Source organism: Micromonospora sp. NPDC092111, from assembly GCF_044755745.1.
Taxonomy (GTDB): Bacteria; Actinomycetota; Actinomycetes; order Mycobacteriales; family Micromonosporaceae; genus Micromonospora.
This window is the reverse complement of the sequence record NZ_JBIVRQ010000008.1, coordinates 266,448-281,750: the sequence shown is the minus strand read 5'-3', so window position 1 is coordinate 281,750 and position 15,303 is coordinate 266,448. Positions and strand designations below refer to the sequence as shown.

12 protein-coding genes and 1 pseudogene are annotated in these 15,303 nt (G+C 69.3%); 4 read left to right on the top strand and 9 right to left on the bottom strand.

Annotated elements, in window-relative coordinates; genetic code table 11:
• Nucleotides 1-268: 268 nt before the first annotated feature.
• A complete protein-coding gene (locus tag ACIQG9_RS18590) occupies nt 269-949 on the top strand; it encodes a hypothetical protein (RefSeq protein WP_400403771.1) in 681 nt (226 codons plus the stop codon).
• Between the two features lie 212 nt (nt 950-1,161).
• Here the strand turns inward: ACIQG9_RS18590 and ACIQG9_RS18585 are convergent, their stop codons facing one another.
• Nucleotides 1,162-4,260 (bottom strand): hypothetical protein, encoded by a 3,099-nt coding sequence (locus tag ACIQG9_RS18585; protein WP_400403768.1) that lies wholly within the window; start codon nt 4,258-4,260, stop codon nt 1,162-1,164.
• The gene (locus ACIQG9_RS18580; protein ID WP_400403765.1) at nt 4,257-5,057 is read right to left on the bottom strand and encodes an Ig-like domain-containing protein; all 801 of its coding nucleotides are present in this window, start codon (nt 5,055-5,057) and stop codon (nt 4,257-4,259) included. Before ACIQG9_RS18580 ends, ACIQG9_RS18585 begins: the two co-directional genes overlap by 4 nt.
• Nucleotides 5,058-5,596: 539 nt before the next feature.
• Between ACIQG9_RS18580 and ACIQG9_RS18575 the strand changes: the two genes are divergently transcribed.
• Nucleotides 5,597-6,211: a dihydrofolate reductase family protein gene (locus ACIQG9_RS18575; protein WP_400403762.1), complete on the top strand. Its 615-nt coding sequence runs from the start codon at nt 5,597-5,599 to the stop codon at nt 6,209-6,211.
• 84 nt (nt 6,212-6,295) lie between these two features.
• Here ACIQG9_RS18575 and ACIQG9_RS18570 read toward each other — a convergent pair whose 3' ends face one another.
• The 3 genes from ACIQG9_RS18570 to ACIQG9_RS18560 all read right to left on the bottom strand — a co-directional run bounded on the left by ACIQG9_RS18570 (nt 6,296) and on the right by ACIQG9_RS18560 (nt 8,505).
• Entirely contained in the window at nt 6,296-6,493 is a 198-nt protein-coding gene (locus tag ACIQG9_RS18570) for a hypothetical protein (RefSeq protein ID WP_400403760.1), read from the bottom strand.
• Nucleotides 6,494-6,604: 111 nt separating this feature from the next.
• On the bottom strand, nt 6,605-7,396 hold the full coding sequence (locus ACIQG9_RS18565; protein WP_400403757.1) for a hypothetical protein: 792 nt from the start codon (nt 7,394-7,396) through the stop codon (nt 6,605-6,607).
• 128 nt (nt 7,397-7,524) lie between these two features.
• The gene (locus ACIQG9_RS18560) at nt 7,525-8,505 is read right to left on the bottom strand and encodes a WD40 repeat domain-containing protein (protein WP_400403754.1); all 981 of its coding nucleotides are present in this window, start codon (nt 8,503-8,505) and stop codon (nt 7,525-7,527) included.
• Between the two features lie 1,263 nt (nt 8,506-9,768).
• Here ACIQG9_RS18560 and ACIQG9_RS18555 point away from each other — a divergent pair.
• Entirely contained in the window at nt 9,769-10,644 is an 876-nt protein-coding gene (locus tag ACIQG9_RS18555; RefSeq protein ID WP_400403751.1) for an alpha/beta fold hydrolase, read from the top strand.
• Nucleotides 10,645-10,843: 199 nt separating this feature from the next.
• Here ACIQG9_RS18555 and ACIQG9_RS18550 read toward each other — a convergent pair whose 3' ends face one another.
• From ACIQG9_RS18550 to ACIQG9_RS18535, 4 genes and pseudogenes are all read right to left on the bottom strand, one after another.
• The gene (locus tag ACIQG9_RS18550; RefSeq protein WP_400403747.1) at nt 10,844-11,323 is read right to left on the bottom strand and encodes a YcxB family protein; all 480 of its coding nucleotides are present in this window, start codon (nt 11,321-11,323) and stop codon (nt 10,844-10,846) included.
• A 71-nt stretch (nt 11,324-11,394) separates the two neighbouring features.
• Nucleotides 11,395-11,622: pseudogene (locus ACIQG9_RS18545) on the bottom strand (hypothetical protein); the annotation flags it as partial.
• Nucleotides 11,623-11,935: 313 nt separating this feature from the next.
• Complete coding sequence (locus tag ACIQG9_RS18540; protein WP_400403744.1) at nt 11,936-12,364, bottom strand: hypothetical protein; 429 nt, start codon at nt 12,362-12,364, stop codon at nt 11,936-11,938.
• A 75-nt stretch (nt 12,365-12,439) separates the two neighbouring features.
• Nucleotides 12,440-13,846: an alpha/beta hydrolase gene (locus ACIQG9_RS18535; protein WP_400403741.1), complete on the bottom strand. Its 1,407-nt coding sequence runs from the start codon at nt 13,844-13,846 to the stop codon at nt 12,440-12,442.
• 285 nt (nt 13,847-14,131) lie between these two features.
• Here ACIQG9_RS18535 and ACIQG9_RS18530 point away from each other — a divergent pair, with 285 nt between their 5' ends.
• Nucleotides 14,132-15,160, top strand: a complete 1,029-nt coding sequence (locus ACIQG9_RS18530) for a hypothetical protein (RefSeq protein WP_400403738.1) — start codon at nt 14,132-14,134, stop codon at nt 15,158-15,160.
• The last annotated feature ends 143 nt before the right edge of the window (nt 15,161-15,303 follow it).

Below are 15,303 nucleotides of genomic sequence, written 5' to 3'. Positions count from 1 at the left end.
AGCCTATGGATAACGTCGGCGGGAATGCACCCACCGGCACAGACGCGAATCAGTCACACGATTCGCGGTGGCACTGTTCCCTGGTCGGTCGGTGACCGCAGGCGATAGGCCAGGATCGCCGGTTTCCGACAGCTCCGCATGACAACCGCCGGGCGGGGCGGGTGAGTGTGCATGTCCACATCGCGCCTGGCCGATCGTCTCCTTCCGGCACGTCGGAATTGATGGGCCTGGCGAACGTCATGGTCGTGGGTTCGAATGGAGTCGGACCATGATGCTGCGTGCCAATGGGAAACGTGAGACCCTCTGCCGCATGTCGGACAGCTTTCTTGTCGCCGCTCGCCTGCCGATCAGCCGTGAAGGGTTCGAGCGATGGCTCGACACCCCGACCGATCTCTCGGCCATCTCCAACCCCGACGCGATGTTCAACGGCTGGTACTGGGATGGGAAGGAGGTCACCGACGAGTGGAGGCACATCCCGAAGGAGACGACACCGCGGACGTATTTCGCCTCGCGGGTGGCGCAGGACGCTGCCCCGGGGCAGCTGACCGTGGCCGTGCATCGCAACGGAGCACTGGAGGTCTACCTTCTGCACTTCGGCTACCAGCGCTGGGATGTACACACAGCGCTGATGCTGCTGGCCGGCGCCGCTGAGTTCAAAGCGCCGGGGGAGGACCTCGTGTTGTTCTGGGCGGAGACCGGCGGCAACCTGTTCCAGCCCGAAGATGACGGCTGGCTCGCCGTGATGTCAGTCGGAGGTCAGGGAGGCCGGTTCGTTGCGCAAGCCGACCTGACCTCGGCCGTCGCCGGGCTGCGGCCGACCGAGCAGTTGTTCTTCGAGCTGGCGGAGCGGCTCAGCGAGGAAGAAGAGTCGCAGGACGGGGAGGCGGACAGCCCACTCCCAGCGGACGCCACCCGTGATCCATCGTTCGTCGACCAGGCATTCCTATGAGGTAAGCATCCGCGAAAGCAGAGCTACCGGTAGCAGCCGGACACGTTCTCCACCGCACCGTGGATTCTCGCCGAGGGCTGGAACATGCCACACCAGCTCCGGCCAACGGCCGTCTCAGCGGGCTCGGCCAGCGCGGACCGGGCTGCGATCGACGCCACGCGGCCGGCGCGCGGAGGGTGTCCGCTCGCCGGCCGCTGTCACCGGTTGCCCGGTCAGTGCTTGGCGGCAGCCTCCCCTACCCGGATGCTCAGCAGCGTCTGCTCGACGGCGGGGATGCCCTCGACGAACTTCAGCGGCGGAGCGGGGCGGGGTTCGGACAGTTGCTCCCAGTCGCCGTAGGCGGCGATGTTGACGCTGGCGGCCTCAAGCCGTTCGCGCAGCTTGCCCGACCGGTAGTCGATGTGATAATTGAGGCACCGTTCGATGATGTCGGCCCGGGGTTCGGCCCAGTCGCAGGGCATCAGGGCCGGATCCTGTCCGGTCTGCGGTCGCAGCACGCCCTCGGGATGCAGCACGCACTTGCCGGAGCTCTGCACCGACTGGCAGTAGTTGTTGCGTGCCTGTAGGAACGGCATCGTCACCTGGTAGGCGCCGACGTCGGACGGGATGCGGTCCTGGCCGGACAGGTGCAGGCCGATCAGGACGTCCTGCTGCATCGACCGCGCGAAACCGAGCCTGGTGTAGGCCTGTAGCAGCTTGAACCGGACGTTGAGCTGCTCGGTCAGGTCGTGCAGCGGCTTGCCCGGCGTGGTGATCTCGTCGATCACGCTGGCGTAGTACTGGCCCGCCTTGCCGTACAGCCAGTCGCGGACCTTCTGCTTCAGGAACGCCTCCTCCGGCTGGGAGTACACCGCCGACTGCTCGAACTGGGACTTGTAGGTCGACGTCCACTTGGCGGCCATCGCGGCGTCCGACTTGACGGTCCACGTCCGGGACGGGTCGTTCGGCGTGTACTGCTCGATCTTGCCGTAGGAGAACGTCTTGGCCCACTGCCTGGGCAGCACGGCGTGGCCGTCCCACTGTTGCAGCACCTCGAAGACGATCTCCAGATCGGCGTTGCGGGAGTAGGGCCGCTCACCGTCGGGATCGCTGGGACCGGTGACGTTGACCCACTGGGTCCAGTAACACATGACCACCGGCGCGTCCGCCCGCCCGGCCTGTGCCACCCACGCCTCCTGTAGGTCCAGGCTACGCACGTTGGATGGCCGGGTCCGGGTGACGGTGCCGCCGCACTGCGCCACCGCCGCCGGCTCGGTCGCCGGCTTGGCCACGGCCTGGTTCGGCGCGCCGAACATCGAATAACCGGTCCGGCCCGCGTACTGGGCCTCGCTTAGCTGGTGCAGGCGGTCCACGATCTGGAACCCGGTCTGGCGGTAGTTGTCGATCAGCTTGCCGAACATCGGGTTGAGCCGCTGCGCGCTGCCCTTGGGCTGCGGGCGGCTGAACGTCCGCACCGCGTTCTGGATCGTCTCCCCGGAGGTGAGCACCTTGTCGGTCACGCCGTTGATGGAACGGGCGTGCTCGGGGTTCTGTGCCAGCAGCAGTTGGTAGCCCTGCCCGGCCTGCATCCAGTACTCGATCGCCGGCACCCCGGTGACCGCACCGCTCAGCCCGAGATTGCGGCGCGCGTAGTCGTTGAGGTACGCGACCGACCCGTGATGGCCGTACAGATTCAACACCGTCATCGGATCCGTGGTGTCGACCGGTGCGGCCAGCGGCACCCGCGTGCTGCGGTCCGTCGCCGCGAACTGTAGGTTCAACGCCTGGTCCCGATACTCCTGCCAGGTCATCTCCCGGCCCATGGCAGTGCGGTAGCCGACCCAGTCGTTGATCGTCTCAGCGACGGCGAGCTGCTCACCCTCCTGCTCGCGCACGTACAGGGCCTGGCCCCAGAAGTCGACCTTCCGGGTCAATGCGGCCAGGTCCCGGGTCACCTGCGCCAGTTGGGCCTGGGTCGCCTGCACCAGGTCGATCACCACGCCGAACTGCTCGTTCATCTGGACGAACATCTCCGACATGGCCAGCTCGATCCGGTCGAACCGGTCGTGCATCTGCTCGGTCAGGTCACTGACCTGCTGGCGCAGCGCCCTGACCTCGTCCATGATCTGCTGATCCATCGTCGGCTGCCCGACGCCGAACAGCGGCAGCAGCGTCTGGACGGCGCCCAGGACGTTGGCGGCCAGCCCGATGCCGCTCATCGACGTCAGCGCCGCGGTGAGGCCCTTGCTGGCCAGCGCCGGCAGGAACTCGTTGATGGCGGTGGCGATCTGCACGGCCGCCCGGCCTGTCCGCTCCACGACCATGCCGGCCTTCGGGTCGGCGAACGACACCAGGGTCGACAGCAGTTGCACGGCTGCGGCAGCCCCGTCGATCCACTGCTGGCGCTGGGCGGCCTCGGCCTTGCGCGCGGCCAACTCCACGTCGGTGGCGTTGGCGCCGTGCACCGGGAAGAGCAGTTGCAGCGCAGCGACCGACGCGTTCGCCTGCCCGGCCCGCTCGTTGACCGCCGCCAGCAGCGTCTTGAGCATCTCCCGGGCCTGGGCCAGATACAGGTCACTGTTCTGGGCCCGGTCCAGCAGCGCCTGGGTGTTGACGAACGTCGCCAGCAGCGGGTCGGCCAGCAACTGGTCCTGGCTCGCCGTGGCGCTCACGTTGTACTGCGTGCCGAAGTGCGCGTTCCACGCCTGGGCGAAGGTCGCGTCGATGACGCCCCGGCCGGCCACCTCACCCCACACCCGGTCCTGCACCGCGTAGACCTGGCTGAAGAATGAGTTCTGGAACTGCGCGGCCGTCACCTCGTCGACCATCTGGCCGTAGGCGCTTAACTGCTTGCCCACCGTCTGTTCCATCAGCTCCCGCACGATGGGCGCGGCGATCTGCCCGCCGGGAGCCAGCGCGCTCATCTCCAGCAGCTTGACCATGAACTCGTACAACGGCCGCTCCAGATCCTGGGCGCCCATGTTGGTGTTGTAGTAGCTGCGCATCAACACGACATGGTCGACGAGCTGCTTCTGGGTCGCGCCGGGGTTCCGCTGCCGGTAGCCGACCATCTCCGCGGACAGCCACATGTCGCGCAGGCCCTGCTTGCCGTGCGCCCGCGAGCGCATGTACGCCGAGAACAGGCCGCGGCGCATCGTGTCGGAGTCGACCGTGACCACGCCGCCGTCAGCGCGCGCCGGCCGTGACGGCACGGCCAGCAGACCCGCCGCGGTGATCAGCACCGCCAGCACGGCGACGATCGCCCGCCGCCCGCGGCCGGTGTTCCCGCCGCCCGGGGACAGCTTCAGCCCGAGGCTCTGCACCGTGGTCATGACGGGGTCGCCACCGATCCGAGCAGGGTCTCCGACGAGAACTCGTTCTCCCTGGTCGACAGGTAGAACTTGAAGAACGTGTTGCTGGGCAGATTCGTGATGGTGTGGCTGTACCGGCCCGTGCCCGCCTGCGGCGGCAGATACACCGTCCTGGCCTCCGGCACCCACCCGTAGCCGCCCCCGCGGCGTAGCTTGTATTCCATCCAGTCATAGGTCACCACGTGCGCAGTCTCGGCCATCGAGTTGTCGGTGAACGTCACCGTGATCTGCGTCTGGCTGTTGACAATTGCCGCGACGAACACCGGATCGGTCGGCGCGGGCGGCTTGATGAAGTACGTGGTCCGCTTGAGTTCGGTGGCAGCAGGCACCGGCGAGGTGCCGTCCGGCACGTTCACCGCCAGGACCGTGATGGTGTGCTCGCCGTTGCTCGTCGGGGCGGTCGCCGCCAGATCGAAGCCCACGTATGCCTGGCGGTCGGGACGCCAGCCTCGCGACAGCTCGGCGGCGCGAACCACGCCGTCGACCTTGAGCTGCACGAGGACCGGTCCGCCGTTGATGTCGGACGCCCAGCCCGTCACCCTGATGCGGCCGTCTGCGTTCTCCTGGTAGTCCACGATGCCGGTGGCGGGCTGGTCGCTTCCGGCCGGTGGTTCGGGATCGGTGGGGTCCTGTGGAGAGCAAGCCGGCGGAGGGACCGGCACCTCACAGCCGGGCAGGGCGAACGCCTTGCCCGGGAGGACGATTGCCAGCCCGCAGGCCAGCGTCAAACCGGCGAGATTCGCCGTGATACGTCTCATCGGCACAGCCAACGTGAACCCAATGGGATTTCTCTGGGACCGAACGCGTCCGGGTTCGGTCAGACGGACGCAGCAGCACACCTCGGCTGGGGTGGCCTGCCGCCACAGCGTGGTGTGCGGGGTGGACTTCCGCGCGCTGATCGGCGGCCCCGGCTGCTGCTCGTCGACGAGCCGACCGGGAACCCGCACTCGACGACCGGCCCGCAGATCCTCTGCTGCTTGACCATCGGGACCGGCGCGCATGACGATCCTGCTCGCCGCCACGTGCGAGCCGCCGCCCGGTACGACCGGCTGATCCGGCGCATCGACGGGCGGTCGTAGGGGACGTCGACTCACCGCGCCGGCGAGGACCCGGCCGACAACGACGACCGCGGCACCTGGCTGCGGTCGTAGCGCGGCGGCTTCTAGCCGTACCCCGTCGCAGTCGGTCTCATCGCATCACTACGAGCCTTGCAATGCCGACTCCGCCTCGGACAGTTCTGCGGCAGGCCGATAAGTTGGGGATGCTGCCCGGTTTACTTCTCGAAGGGATCACCGCGATGGCAAAGGTCATCTCCACTCTGTTCATCTCGGCCGATGGCGTGGCCGAGATCGACCCCGACTGGCATCTCCCGTACTTCGACGAGCACATGGGCCGCGCCGTCGGTGAGGATTACGACACCGCCGACGTGCTGCTCATCGGCCGGGAGACGTACGACAGCTTCGCCGGAGCATGGCCGGACCGCGAGGCGGCGGGTGGGGACGACGCGCCGTTCGCCAAGCAGCTCGGGGATGTTCGCAAGGTGGTCGTCTCGCGTCAGCCGCTGGAGTTCTCTTGGCGCAATTCGGAGCTGGTCGAGGGTGATCTCCTCGATGCTGTCGCCTCGCTCAAGGCCGATGGCCGAGTCCGAGGCATCCTCATCCCGGGGTCGATCTCCGTGGTGCGGCAGTTGCTTGCCGTGGGGCTGGTCGATGAGCTGCGCCTGCTGGTGCATCCGGTGGCGGCGCGTAAGGGCCGCCGGCTGTTCGACGACGGCGACACGCCGTACCACTTGACGATGATGGCGACGGAGGTGTTCCCGACGGGCGTGATCCGGGTGATCTACGCGCCGACCGCGGCACCCAGCAGGGTCGGCTACGACGAGGCCAAGGAACAGGTACCCGCAGGGAAATAGCAGCCTTCGCGGGAAGGATCGCCCATCGGCGTCACCTCCCTTGGTGAGCGATGATTATGCGTTCAGTTGGTTGACTCTCCGCGCCTATGGGGGTCGAAGCTGGCTGGTTCGGGCTGCCGCAGCGATCACGCTGAGGTTGCCGGCCAGCGTGAGCGCGAGGACGGTGGCCGCCAGTGGTTTGGCGATCTGGTTGGCCAGCGGGTACATGTAGTCGGCGGTGAGCAGTACGTTGGCGCTGCCCGGGTCCGGGATCATGCTCAGCACGTTGTCCAGGGTGTTCACCCCGCAGGCGACGAGGGCGGGCAGGCCGAGCAGCAGGATCAGCCGCCGGACCGGCCGTGGGGTTCGGGCGATCCGGTGACGGAGGGTGCTGGTTAGCCGAGACAGCCCCCGTCAGGAGTCGTACCGGAAGCGTGCCGGCGTACCGCCCTCCGGGCAGACCTGGCGGGGCGTCTGCGCACACTCGACCCAGTGGTCGCCGCCCGGGGGTACCTGGTAGGTCCGGGGTCCGGGCGCCGCAGTCGTGACAAAGCTCCGGCCCCGATTGGTCACCTCGACCCGCTTCCGTTTCCCAGCGACCACCAGGTCGAGTTCGAGAGTCCACTCCACCGTGCCGGCGGTGAACGCGGTCAGATCGAACACCTCGGTCTCGCCCTTGGCGAGGGTGAACCCGAACAGTGGCCGGCGCCCCTCAACCAGGGTGCGGTAGCGGGCGGCCGGCTGGGCGGCGTCCAGGTCCATCTCGACGTCCCGTGGTTCGGCGGCCCCCTGCTGGCCGCCGCAGCGCAGTTGCACACCGGCCGGATCCGGAGTGTGGCTGCGCCGGATCACCCGGGCCCTCAGGTTGTCGATCAGCACCCCCTGGTCGCTGGCGCCCTGCACGACGACGCGCACCCGGCTCAGCTTGTGATCGACCGCGCCGAGGGCGCGCGCCCAGTCGATCAGCGTCGAACAGCCCACCGGCGGATCATCGGAGGGCCGGGCGTCCTTCGGCAGCACCATGGCGAACTCAGCGGTACCCCAACTGTCCACGGTGGCCGGATTCGCCACGACGTACACCGCGACGACCTGCGGGTCCAGATGGTCAGCCCACCTGGGCACATAGATGCTCGCGGTGGCGCCGAGGAGGGCGGCCACCGCCGTACCCAGCACGAACCACCAGGCCCGATGTAACGATCCCAGCATCCGACGCAGCCGCGGCACCGGCTCAACGCCGCCCGGCTTGTCCCGGCCCCCTGCCGGACGCCCGCCCCGGACTCCCCGCCTCCGGTCCGGACCGCTGGTGCCGCGCCGCCGTCTCGGTTTGCCGCCGCTCACGACCCGGACCCCTGCCACGAACCCACCAGCTTGCCGTCCGGGACCGACCACACGTGGCCGTACTCCGGACCAGCCAACAGCCAGCCGCCGTCCTCGGTGAACTCCAACTCGGCGGGGTCCACGGCCGGTTTAGCACCGGGGTCCACGGCCGGCACCTTCCAGTGCCCCACCTCCTGGGGAGGGCCCGGATCCCAGAGCACCACTTCGCCGTCCAGGGTCAGAAACGCCACGTGCCGAGCCTGCCGGTCCACGGCACTGGACAGGGTGTTACCACAGGCGCAGGGCCGCCACTGGAATGTCCGCTCGTCCGGTATCCAGACCAGGAAACCTTCTCGACCGGCGATCACCACCCGCTTTCCGCCGTCGACCACGGTCAGCCCCGAAACGTACCAGATGACACCCGGATCACTCGGGACCTCGATGCTCGGCGGAAGCGGCGAGACGATCTCACGGCGACTGACCAGATCGTAGAGCCAGTAGCGACTGTTGGCCCTTTCATCGAACAATTCGACCGCCAGATGGCCGCTGTCGGCCGAGAAGCGCAACTTGCCGGCGCCCGGCTGGGGTTCGCCCGCCGGTCGCCTCACCTCCTCGGGCAGGATCAGCGCCGTGGGGGCCTTCGTGGTGAAGTCGTAGAGGACCACCGAGTCCGGTAGTCCGACCGCGAGGTATCGCCCGTCAGGAGAGAAGTCCATGCTGATCCGGGCGCCTTCGGCACCGGTGGCGAACCGGTCGAACTCGGCACCGTCGGCGGTAGAGACGACCACCACCCAGTCGCCGGCCAGCCGGGCCTGATACTTACCGTCCCGGGTGAGCGGGGCGCCGGCGAGTCTCCGACGGGCCAGGTCGAACTCAGGACCGGGCCGCGCCGCACTACTGACCGTCGGCTCGACGATCTGATCGTTGCCGTCCAGCCGGGTCGGCTCCGGTTCGGTGGTGCAACCGACGAGCAGCAGACTGACCAGTCCGGCGAACACGGCCCGCGTCGGCCAGGTTCTCGGCGACGCCCGGCAAACCGACGGTGCCGCGCGCGGGCGATGACACCGGCCCGCCGGCCCGCCAGCCCGCTCGGACAGCCGGAACGGCTGGCACACGTCGCACACCGCCGCCGATCGCCACCGCACCAGTGCGCCTCCAGTGATCCACTATGGCCACTCGGTCTGCTCGGGCATTCTATGCCTTGGCGGCGATTCGCCTGGATGACGGAATACCGACAGTTCGCTGATCGATAGTGTTGATAGTCCAATGCGGCGGCCTCGGCTCAGGCGCAGGCATGCCTATGGGCAGAACGATCGCCGGCTGCGGGCCGACTGCCGGATTTCGGTCTCGCGGCGGGACCTGTGGCTCGTCCTCGACGCAGATGCTCGTCCAATGTGAACCGGACGGATGTGCTGCGATGGGTTCAGTTGAGCGGCCGAGCACCACCTCGGCCCGGCCAACTCCCGCACCACCGCACCGACCTGGCCGATCAACCGGGATGTCCGACGCTGGTAACGCTCCAGAACTCCCGGAAGCTGCTCCCGGAACGTCTGACAGCAACCACGCGTCGCGCATGCCAGACGGCGCAGCGCCGTCCCCGACAACCAAGATCCGCAAGACAGAATCTAGGGCGGGGATGGTCTGTCGGCCTCGTTCGCCACCCATGATGGTGGCAGGTTCGGCCGGACGTATCGACCGAGGTCGTCCGGGCGAACCTGGCACCTTCCGTGGTCAGCCCGCTTCCGAGCCTCGATCGGCGACGATGGGCGGCATGGCTCGGCGGATGAAACTGAAGACGTGTAAACACCTGCCCGGGGAGGCAAGGTGACTCAGCGCTCGCAGCACCAGCGGGGCCGGTGTCCCGTCTGCAAACGCCTCGTAGCCCTCACCGCTGACGGAGGAGTTGCGCGGCACAACGGCACCATTCGTGCCTACGCCCCGCCCGAGGAGTGCCCCGGGGGCGGACAGCGAGCGGAAGCCACGGGGCCATGAGCAACGGCGCGGCCCTGCGGTAGATGCCCTGTCAATCCGGACAGGTGCCACGAGCAGGTACTCGAACGCTTGTTTCGGCACGCTCCGGATCAGCCAGGCTGGTGGTGAGTGAGGTGACGGCCCAGAGCGGCAACCGGGCCGGACGATGTGGCTATGCATCGACGAATCTGACTAACCGTCAGCCGGCACCGCCGACCCGCACAGAATTCCTGAAGACACCAGAATTCCCGGGGGCACCCCGCAGTGACCAGGTCCGTAGGCTCACCGGCATGACGAAGACGCAGACGCACACACTCGCCGCACCCGGCGTCGACCTGGTCTACGACGTCCGTGGCCCACTTCCCCCTGCCGGGGGAGCCCCCGCGTTGTTCATGATCGGCCAGCCGATGACGGCAGGGGGTTTCGACTCGCTCGCCGCCCACTTCACGGACCGCACGGTCATCACCTACGACCCGCGCGGTCTGGGCCGCAGCGTCCGTAGGGACGGCCGGTCCGACCATACGCCGCAGCAGCAGGCGGCCGACCTGCACCTGCTGATCGAGGCGCTCGGCGCCGGGCCGGTCGACGTGTTCGCCAGCAGCGGCGGTGCGGTGACCGCGCTCGAACTGGTCGCGGCCCACCCCGGCGACGTCGGCACGCTGGTGGCGCACGAGCCGCCGATCAACGCGGTGCTGCCCGACGCCGCAGCCGCCGAGCGCGCCCGGACCGGCTTCCATGAGGCGTACCAGGCGAAGGGCGCCGGCGCGGGGATGGCCGCATTCATCGCGATGACGTCCTGGCAGGGCGAGTTCACCGAGGACTACTTCGCCCAGCCCGCACCCGACCCGGCGGTGTTCGGCATGTCGAGCGACGACGACGGCACCCGCGACGATCCGCTGCTGTCGAAGAACTCGTGGGCGATCAGCGACTACCGCCCCGACGCGGACGCGCTCACCGCGGCACCGACCCGGATCGTGATCGCGGTCGGCGAGGAGTCCGCGGGCACATACACCGCGCGTACGGCCATCGGCACCGCGGCCCTGCTCGGCCAGGACGCCACGGTGTTCCCGAGCCACCATGGCGGCTTCCTCGGTGGCGAGTTCGGTTACCCGGGCAAACCCGAAGAGTTCGCCGCGAGGCTGCGCGAGGTGCTGGCCGCCGGCTGACCGCCGGGTCCGCGCGGCCGGCGTCCGCACCCCTCCGGCCGCGTCGATCTCGTCGGCCGCCTGTTGGCCGGCCGTCTGCTCTCCTCGTACGCTGATCCGGCCGCGCCGCGCACGTCGCTGCGGCACCGCGCCGAACCTGACGGTCGGCCGGCTCACGGCCCTCGTCGTCTTTGCCCAGACTGTTCCGCCATGGGCGCGGTCACCTGCCGGCGGGTTGCAGACCGTTGACGAACGCGGCGACCTCGGCCCGCTGCTCCTCGGTCATCGGGTCCTTCGGGATCGTGATCGCCTGGATCCTGCCGAACATGACGTACCAGACCTCGGGGGTCTCGATGACCCGGCCGAGGCCGGCCCACCGGAACCGCGACTCGGCGAGCGGGTAGGTCAGGGTGACCCACTCGTCGTCCAGCGTCATGTGGAACCCGTCCCTGATGACGTTGGACTGCATACGCATCGACCAGGCCACCGTGATCGGTGCGATCGCGAACCCGAACAGCAGTCCGAGGACCAGGGCGACATAGGCCAGCGGCGCCGACGGTTTCAGCGCCACCAGGGCGAGGCCGATGACGATCAGCACTCCGCTCAGGATCCGGATGGGTCTCAGCTGCGGACGGAGGACGAACTGGAGGGTGCGGCGGAGCTGTTCCTCGTCGTAGGGGACCCACACGGAGATCTGCATCGCCGTATCCTAGATCCGGCAACCTGCCGGGCACCGCCCCGTGGGCGCACGGGGTGGCGCGGCGTCGCGTCCTACTCGGACGGGTCCCAGGCGATGAGCCGGTCGACGTGACGTCGGTCGCCGTCGAACGTCAGGGAGGCCATCGAAATACGGCCGTAGAAGAGCAGGACCAGCTCACCGGCGGTGCCTTGCAGGGAGGCGTCGGCCTTGTCCGGATCCTCGCCGGCGGCGGCGCCGGCCGGTGCGATGCGGATGTTCCGTGCGCTGGACCTGGTGGGGTGATTCGCAGTCGCCGCAGAACTGCGGTGCCGTCGCCCGGCACCAGGTCAAGCTGCCGCGTCGATGCGGCCAACCAGGCCAGCAGGGCCCCGCGCTCCCGAGGCGCAGCCGGGCCTCTCGACGCGGACCTGGCCGAGGCGGCAGGCCCCGCGGCGACGGTGGCGGCCCAGGAGCGGCATCCCTCGCCCACATGCTGCACCAGGTCCGGACAGTGATTTTCACCGCCGACCCGGCGGGTGCCGCGGCACCGGTCGGGAGTTCCCGGATGACACGGTGTCCTGCCCCGGTCGGGCGAGACTCAGCAGGCAGGAGCACCGATCACGGACGTCGGCATCATCGGACGACCCGGCCGGAGGCCTGCGGGAGTAGTCGCTCACCGAGGGCAGCGGCCAGCGAGGTCGACAGGATCTCGTATGCCGGGTCCCGGCGCAGCCACAGCAGCTTGGCTCGGCTCCCGTCGCTCATGGCGAGTCGGAGCGCATCGCTTGTGCTGCCCCTGACCAGCCGCGCGGTGGCCACCGCGTCGAAGTGAATGACCTTGTTGGTGGGATGCTCGGCCAGCAGCGTGGCGAGATCGAACGAGTCCAAGGCGGACTCCGGCAGTGGTGTGCCGACCGTCGGCCCGAGGCCATGCGCCTTCGACTCGGCCCAGCTCAGCCGACGCCGGATCAAGCCGACCGGCGAGAGCCACAGTTCGCCGTGGACCCAGTCGAGCCAGCCGGTCGTGCAGCTCCTACTCACGCATCGCGCCAAGTCAGCCATGACGGAGATGGTAGGTGGTCCAAGATCCCTCGAGTATCGGAGATCGCGCGGGGTGGCAGTGGTCTTCCGCCGGCTTCAGCCCGCCGGGCACCGGGCGCCGGGGGTGGGCAGCGCCAGGTCGATGAGGTAGCGGTCCACCGTCGCGATCGTGCACTCGTTGCGCAGGTACGTGCCGTGGCCCCAGCCCTCGTACGTGACCAGACGTCCGTGCCGGCCCAGTTGCCGGGCGACGTTGGTGGCCCAGGCGTAGCCGGTGCGGGGGTCGTGTCGGGCATTGAGCAGCAGCAGCGGGGTGCGGGTGTGTACGCGCAGGTGGTGCGGCGGGTTCCGGACCGGGGACCGCCATCCCAGGCAGGACTGCACGGCGAGCAGGCCCGCGCCGTACCGGACGTCCGGCGCGATGGACCCGGCTACCCGGACCAGGCCGGCGTACTCGGTGTGGTCGCGCACCGTCGCGGGCCAGTCCGCGCAGAGGGCCGCGACGGCGAGCGGGAGATTCAGCTCGGGCGGTGCCGCGCCGGCGTCCATGTCCCGCACGGCCACGGCAAACTGCGGCCAGCGCGGACCGGCGAGCATGCCGAGGGCTACGGCGGTAACGTCGAAGGCGGTCCGGGGCGCGTACTCGCCACGGTCCGCGCGGGCCAGCACCCCGGCCCAGACCGACCGCACGTCCCGGTCGCGAAGCACACACTCAGCCGACCTGTCACACCAGGAGACGAACTCGTCGAAAGCGTCCTGCAGCGCGGCGGCCTGGGTCCCCACGAAGGATCGCACGTCGAGGCTGTGGTCGAACACGCCCTCCAGCACGATGGCTCGCACCCGGTCGGGGTACTGCTCGGCGTACTGCTGGCCGAGCAGCGTGCCGTACGAACTGCCGTGGAAGTTCAGCCGCCGTTCTCCCAGCGCGCGCCGCAGCGCCTCCAGGTCGTGCACGGTGCTGAGGGTGTCGGCGTGGTCGAACACGGGGCTGGTCGGGCGGCACCGGGTCCACAACGCCCGGTTGTACGCCACCACAGCGTCGAAGTCGGCCTGGCTGGCCAACGGGATGGGCGGCCTGCGCAGGGCCGGGTCTGGCGTACAGACCGCGGCGGCGGTGCGCGCCACCGTACGCGGGTCGAAGCTGACCAGGTCGAACCGGTCGAGCAACTCGTCGCTGAACCGGTCTCCCCTGCGGATGCGCTCCACCCCTGAGTCCCCGGGGCCGCCCGGCCCGAACACCAGCGTGCCCACCCGCTGGTCCGCCACCCGCGCGGGCCGGCGCGCGACGGCGAGCTCGAACGTTGGACCGGCCGGCCGTGCCCAGTCCACTGGCAGGCGGAGCCGGGCGCACCGCACTCCTGGGTCGAGCGGGACGTTCGGCAGGTCGTCGGGGCACTCGCCCCAGGCGAGACCTGGCCGGGTGGGATCGGCGCGTGCCGACGCGGGTAGCCCGGCAAGGACGGCGAGCACGGCGACGACGACGGCGACGGTACGGCGGGACACGGAACCTCCTGGGTGCTGGCTGCCCCTCCACCCTGGACCCGCACCGCGGCCGAGCCATATGCGGAAGCACCCGGACCTGGCCCCCAGGTCTTCACCCCGATCCACCCTGAGAGGGCGACCCGTCGATCTCTTCGGCGATGAACGGGGTGCAGCATCCTGCCGGAGCTGGGCAGCGTGTCGCAGGGTGGGCACGAGCATGCCCTCCATCAGGGCCCGCCGACCGCAATCGGCTTGTTCGACGAGGGTGCCCGCAGCGACCATGGTCGGCATGGTGGGGGACCGGGAGTGAGATCACCGCTTCAGGGCGGGCTGCCGCTGATGGATGCGGTGGTGGGCGCCGTGGTGGAGGTCGCCTGTGACGAGTCCGGATTCTCGGGGACCAACCTGCTGCGGTCGACCAGCCCGGTGATCACGCACGCGAGTGTCGACCTGGGCGTGGGCGAGGCCATCGGACTGGTCACCACGTTGCGGTCCGGGTTCCGGTTCTCCCCGCGTGAGCTCAAGTCCGGGCAGTTCCTTCGCCGCTCGGGCGCGGGTGAAGCGCTGGCGTGGTTCTTGACGGCGTTGCGGGGTCGCGCGCACGTGCACCTGATCGACAAGGAGTTCTTCCTGGTCACCCGGATCGTCGACCTGCTGTTGACCGAGCCGTCGTACGCGGCCGGCACCCGGCTGACCGGCGACCACCGTCCGGCCGCTCTCGCCCTGTACCGCGCCAGACACTCGGCCGGAGCCGACTGGGGTGCCTTCCTGGCCGCCTTCGTCGATCTCGTCCGACTCAAACGGCGGCATCCGGTCCGCCGGACCGTGGAGCGGTTCTTCGAGGCCCGGGAGGCGCTGCTGCGACACGAACTCGGCGCGCCGGCCGTTGCTGTCCTCGACGGGCTCCACCCGACCCAGGTGTGGGCCGTTCTGACCAGGATCGACAACGACGACCGATCGATCCCTCCACCGCTGGAACCGTTGCTGCCGGCGCTGGCGGAAACGGTCCTGTCCTGGAGTGGCGGTCGACGGCAGGTGCTGGTGACCCACGACGAGCAGAGCGCCCTCACCGCCGACCGGTTGACCCGCCTCCAGCAGGCGCTGGCCAACGACGGCGGACCATCGGCCGCGGACGTTGACCTGGCGGGGGCATTGCCCTACGGCGTATCGCCGCTGGCTGGGCTGGTGATGGTCGATTCCCGGGACGACCCGCGCGTGCAGGTCGCGGACCTCCTCGCGGGGGTGGCCCGGCGGTTGCCGGGGATCGTCGACGACGCACTACTGGGGCCGTTGCTCTCCCCGACCTCGCTGCGCGATCACGATCAGCAAGGGTGAAGACCGGGGTGTCGGCGAGGTCGTGCGACCGCACCCCTGTTGTCAACCTGGTGGCAGCACCGTTCTCCGTTAGGTCCACACACCCCCGCCGCGCGGCGTACGAAAAATGTCGGTGGAACGTGTCGGATGGAGGCAGCGGCGTT

What these genes read in the sequence shown, in the direction of transcription:
- ACIQG9_RS18540 (WP_400403744.1), bottom strand. Translation starts at nt 12,364, where the DNA reads ATGGCTGACTTGGCGCGATGCGTGAGTAGGAGCTGCACGACCGGCTGG.
- ACIQG9_RS18565 (WP_400403757.1), bottom strand. Translation starts at nt 7,396, where the DNA reads ATGCTGGGATCGTTACATCGGGCCTGGTGGTTCGTGCTGGGTACGGCG.
- ACIQG9_RS18580 (WP_400403765.1), bottom strand. Translation starts at nt 5,057, where the DNA reads ATGAGACGTATCACGGCGAATCTCGCCGGTTTGACGCTGGCCTGCGGG.
- ACIQG9_RS18585 (WP_400403768.1), bottom strand. Translation starts at nt 4,260, where the DNA reads ATGACCACGGTGCAGAGCCTCGGGCTGAAGCTGTCCCCGGGCGGCGGG.
- ACIQG9_RS18575 (WP_400403762.1), top strand. Translation starts at nt 5,597, where the DNA reads ATGGCAAAGGTCATCTCCACTCTGTTCATCTCGGCCGATGGCGTGGCC.
- ACIQG9_RS18555 (WP_400403751.1), top strand. Translation starts at nt 9,769, where the DNA reads ATGACGAAGACGCAGACGCACACACTCGCCGCACCCGGCGTCGACCTG.
- ACIQG9_RS18550 (WP_400403747.1), bottom strand. Translation starts at nt 11,323, where the DNA reads ATGCAGATCTCCGTGTGGGTCCCCTACGACGAGGAACAGCTCCGCCGC.
- ACIQG9_RS18590 (WP_400403771.1), top strand. Translation starts at nt 269, where the DNA reads ATGATGCTGCGTGCCAATGGGAAACGTGAGACCCTCTGCCGCATGTCG.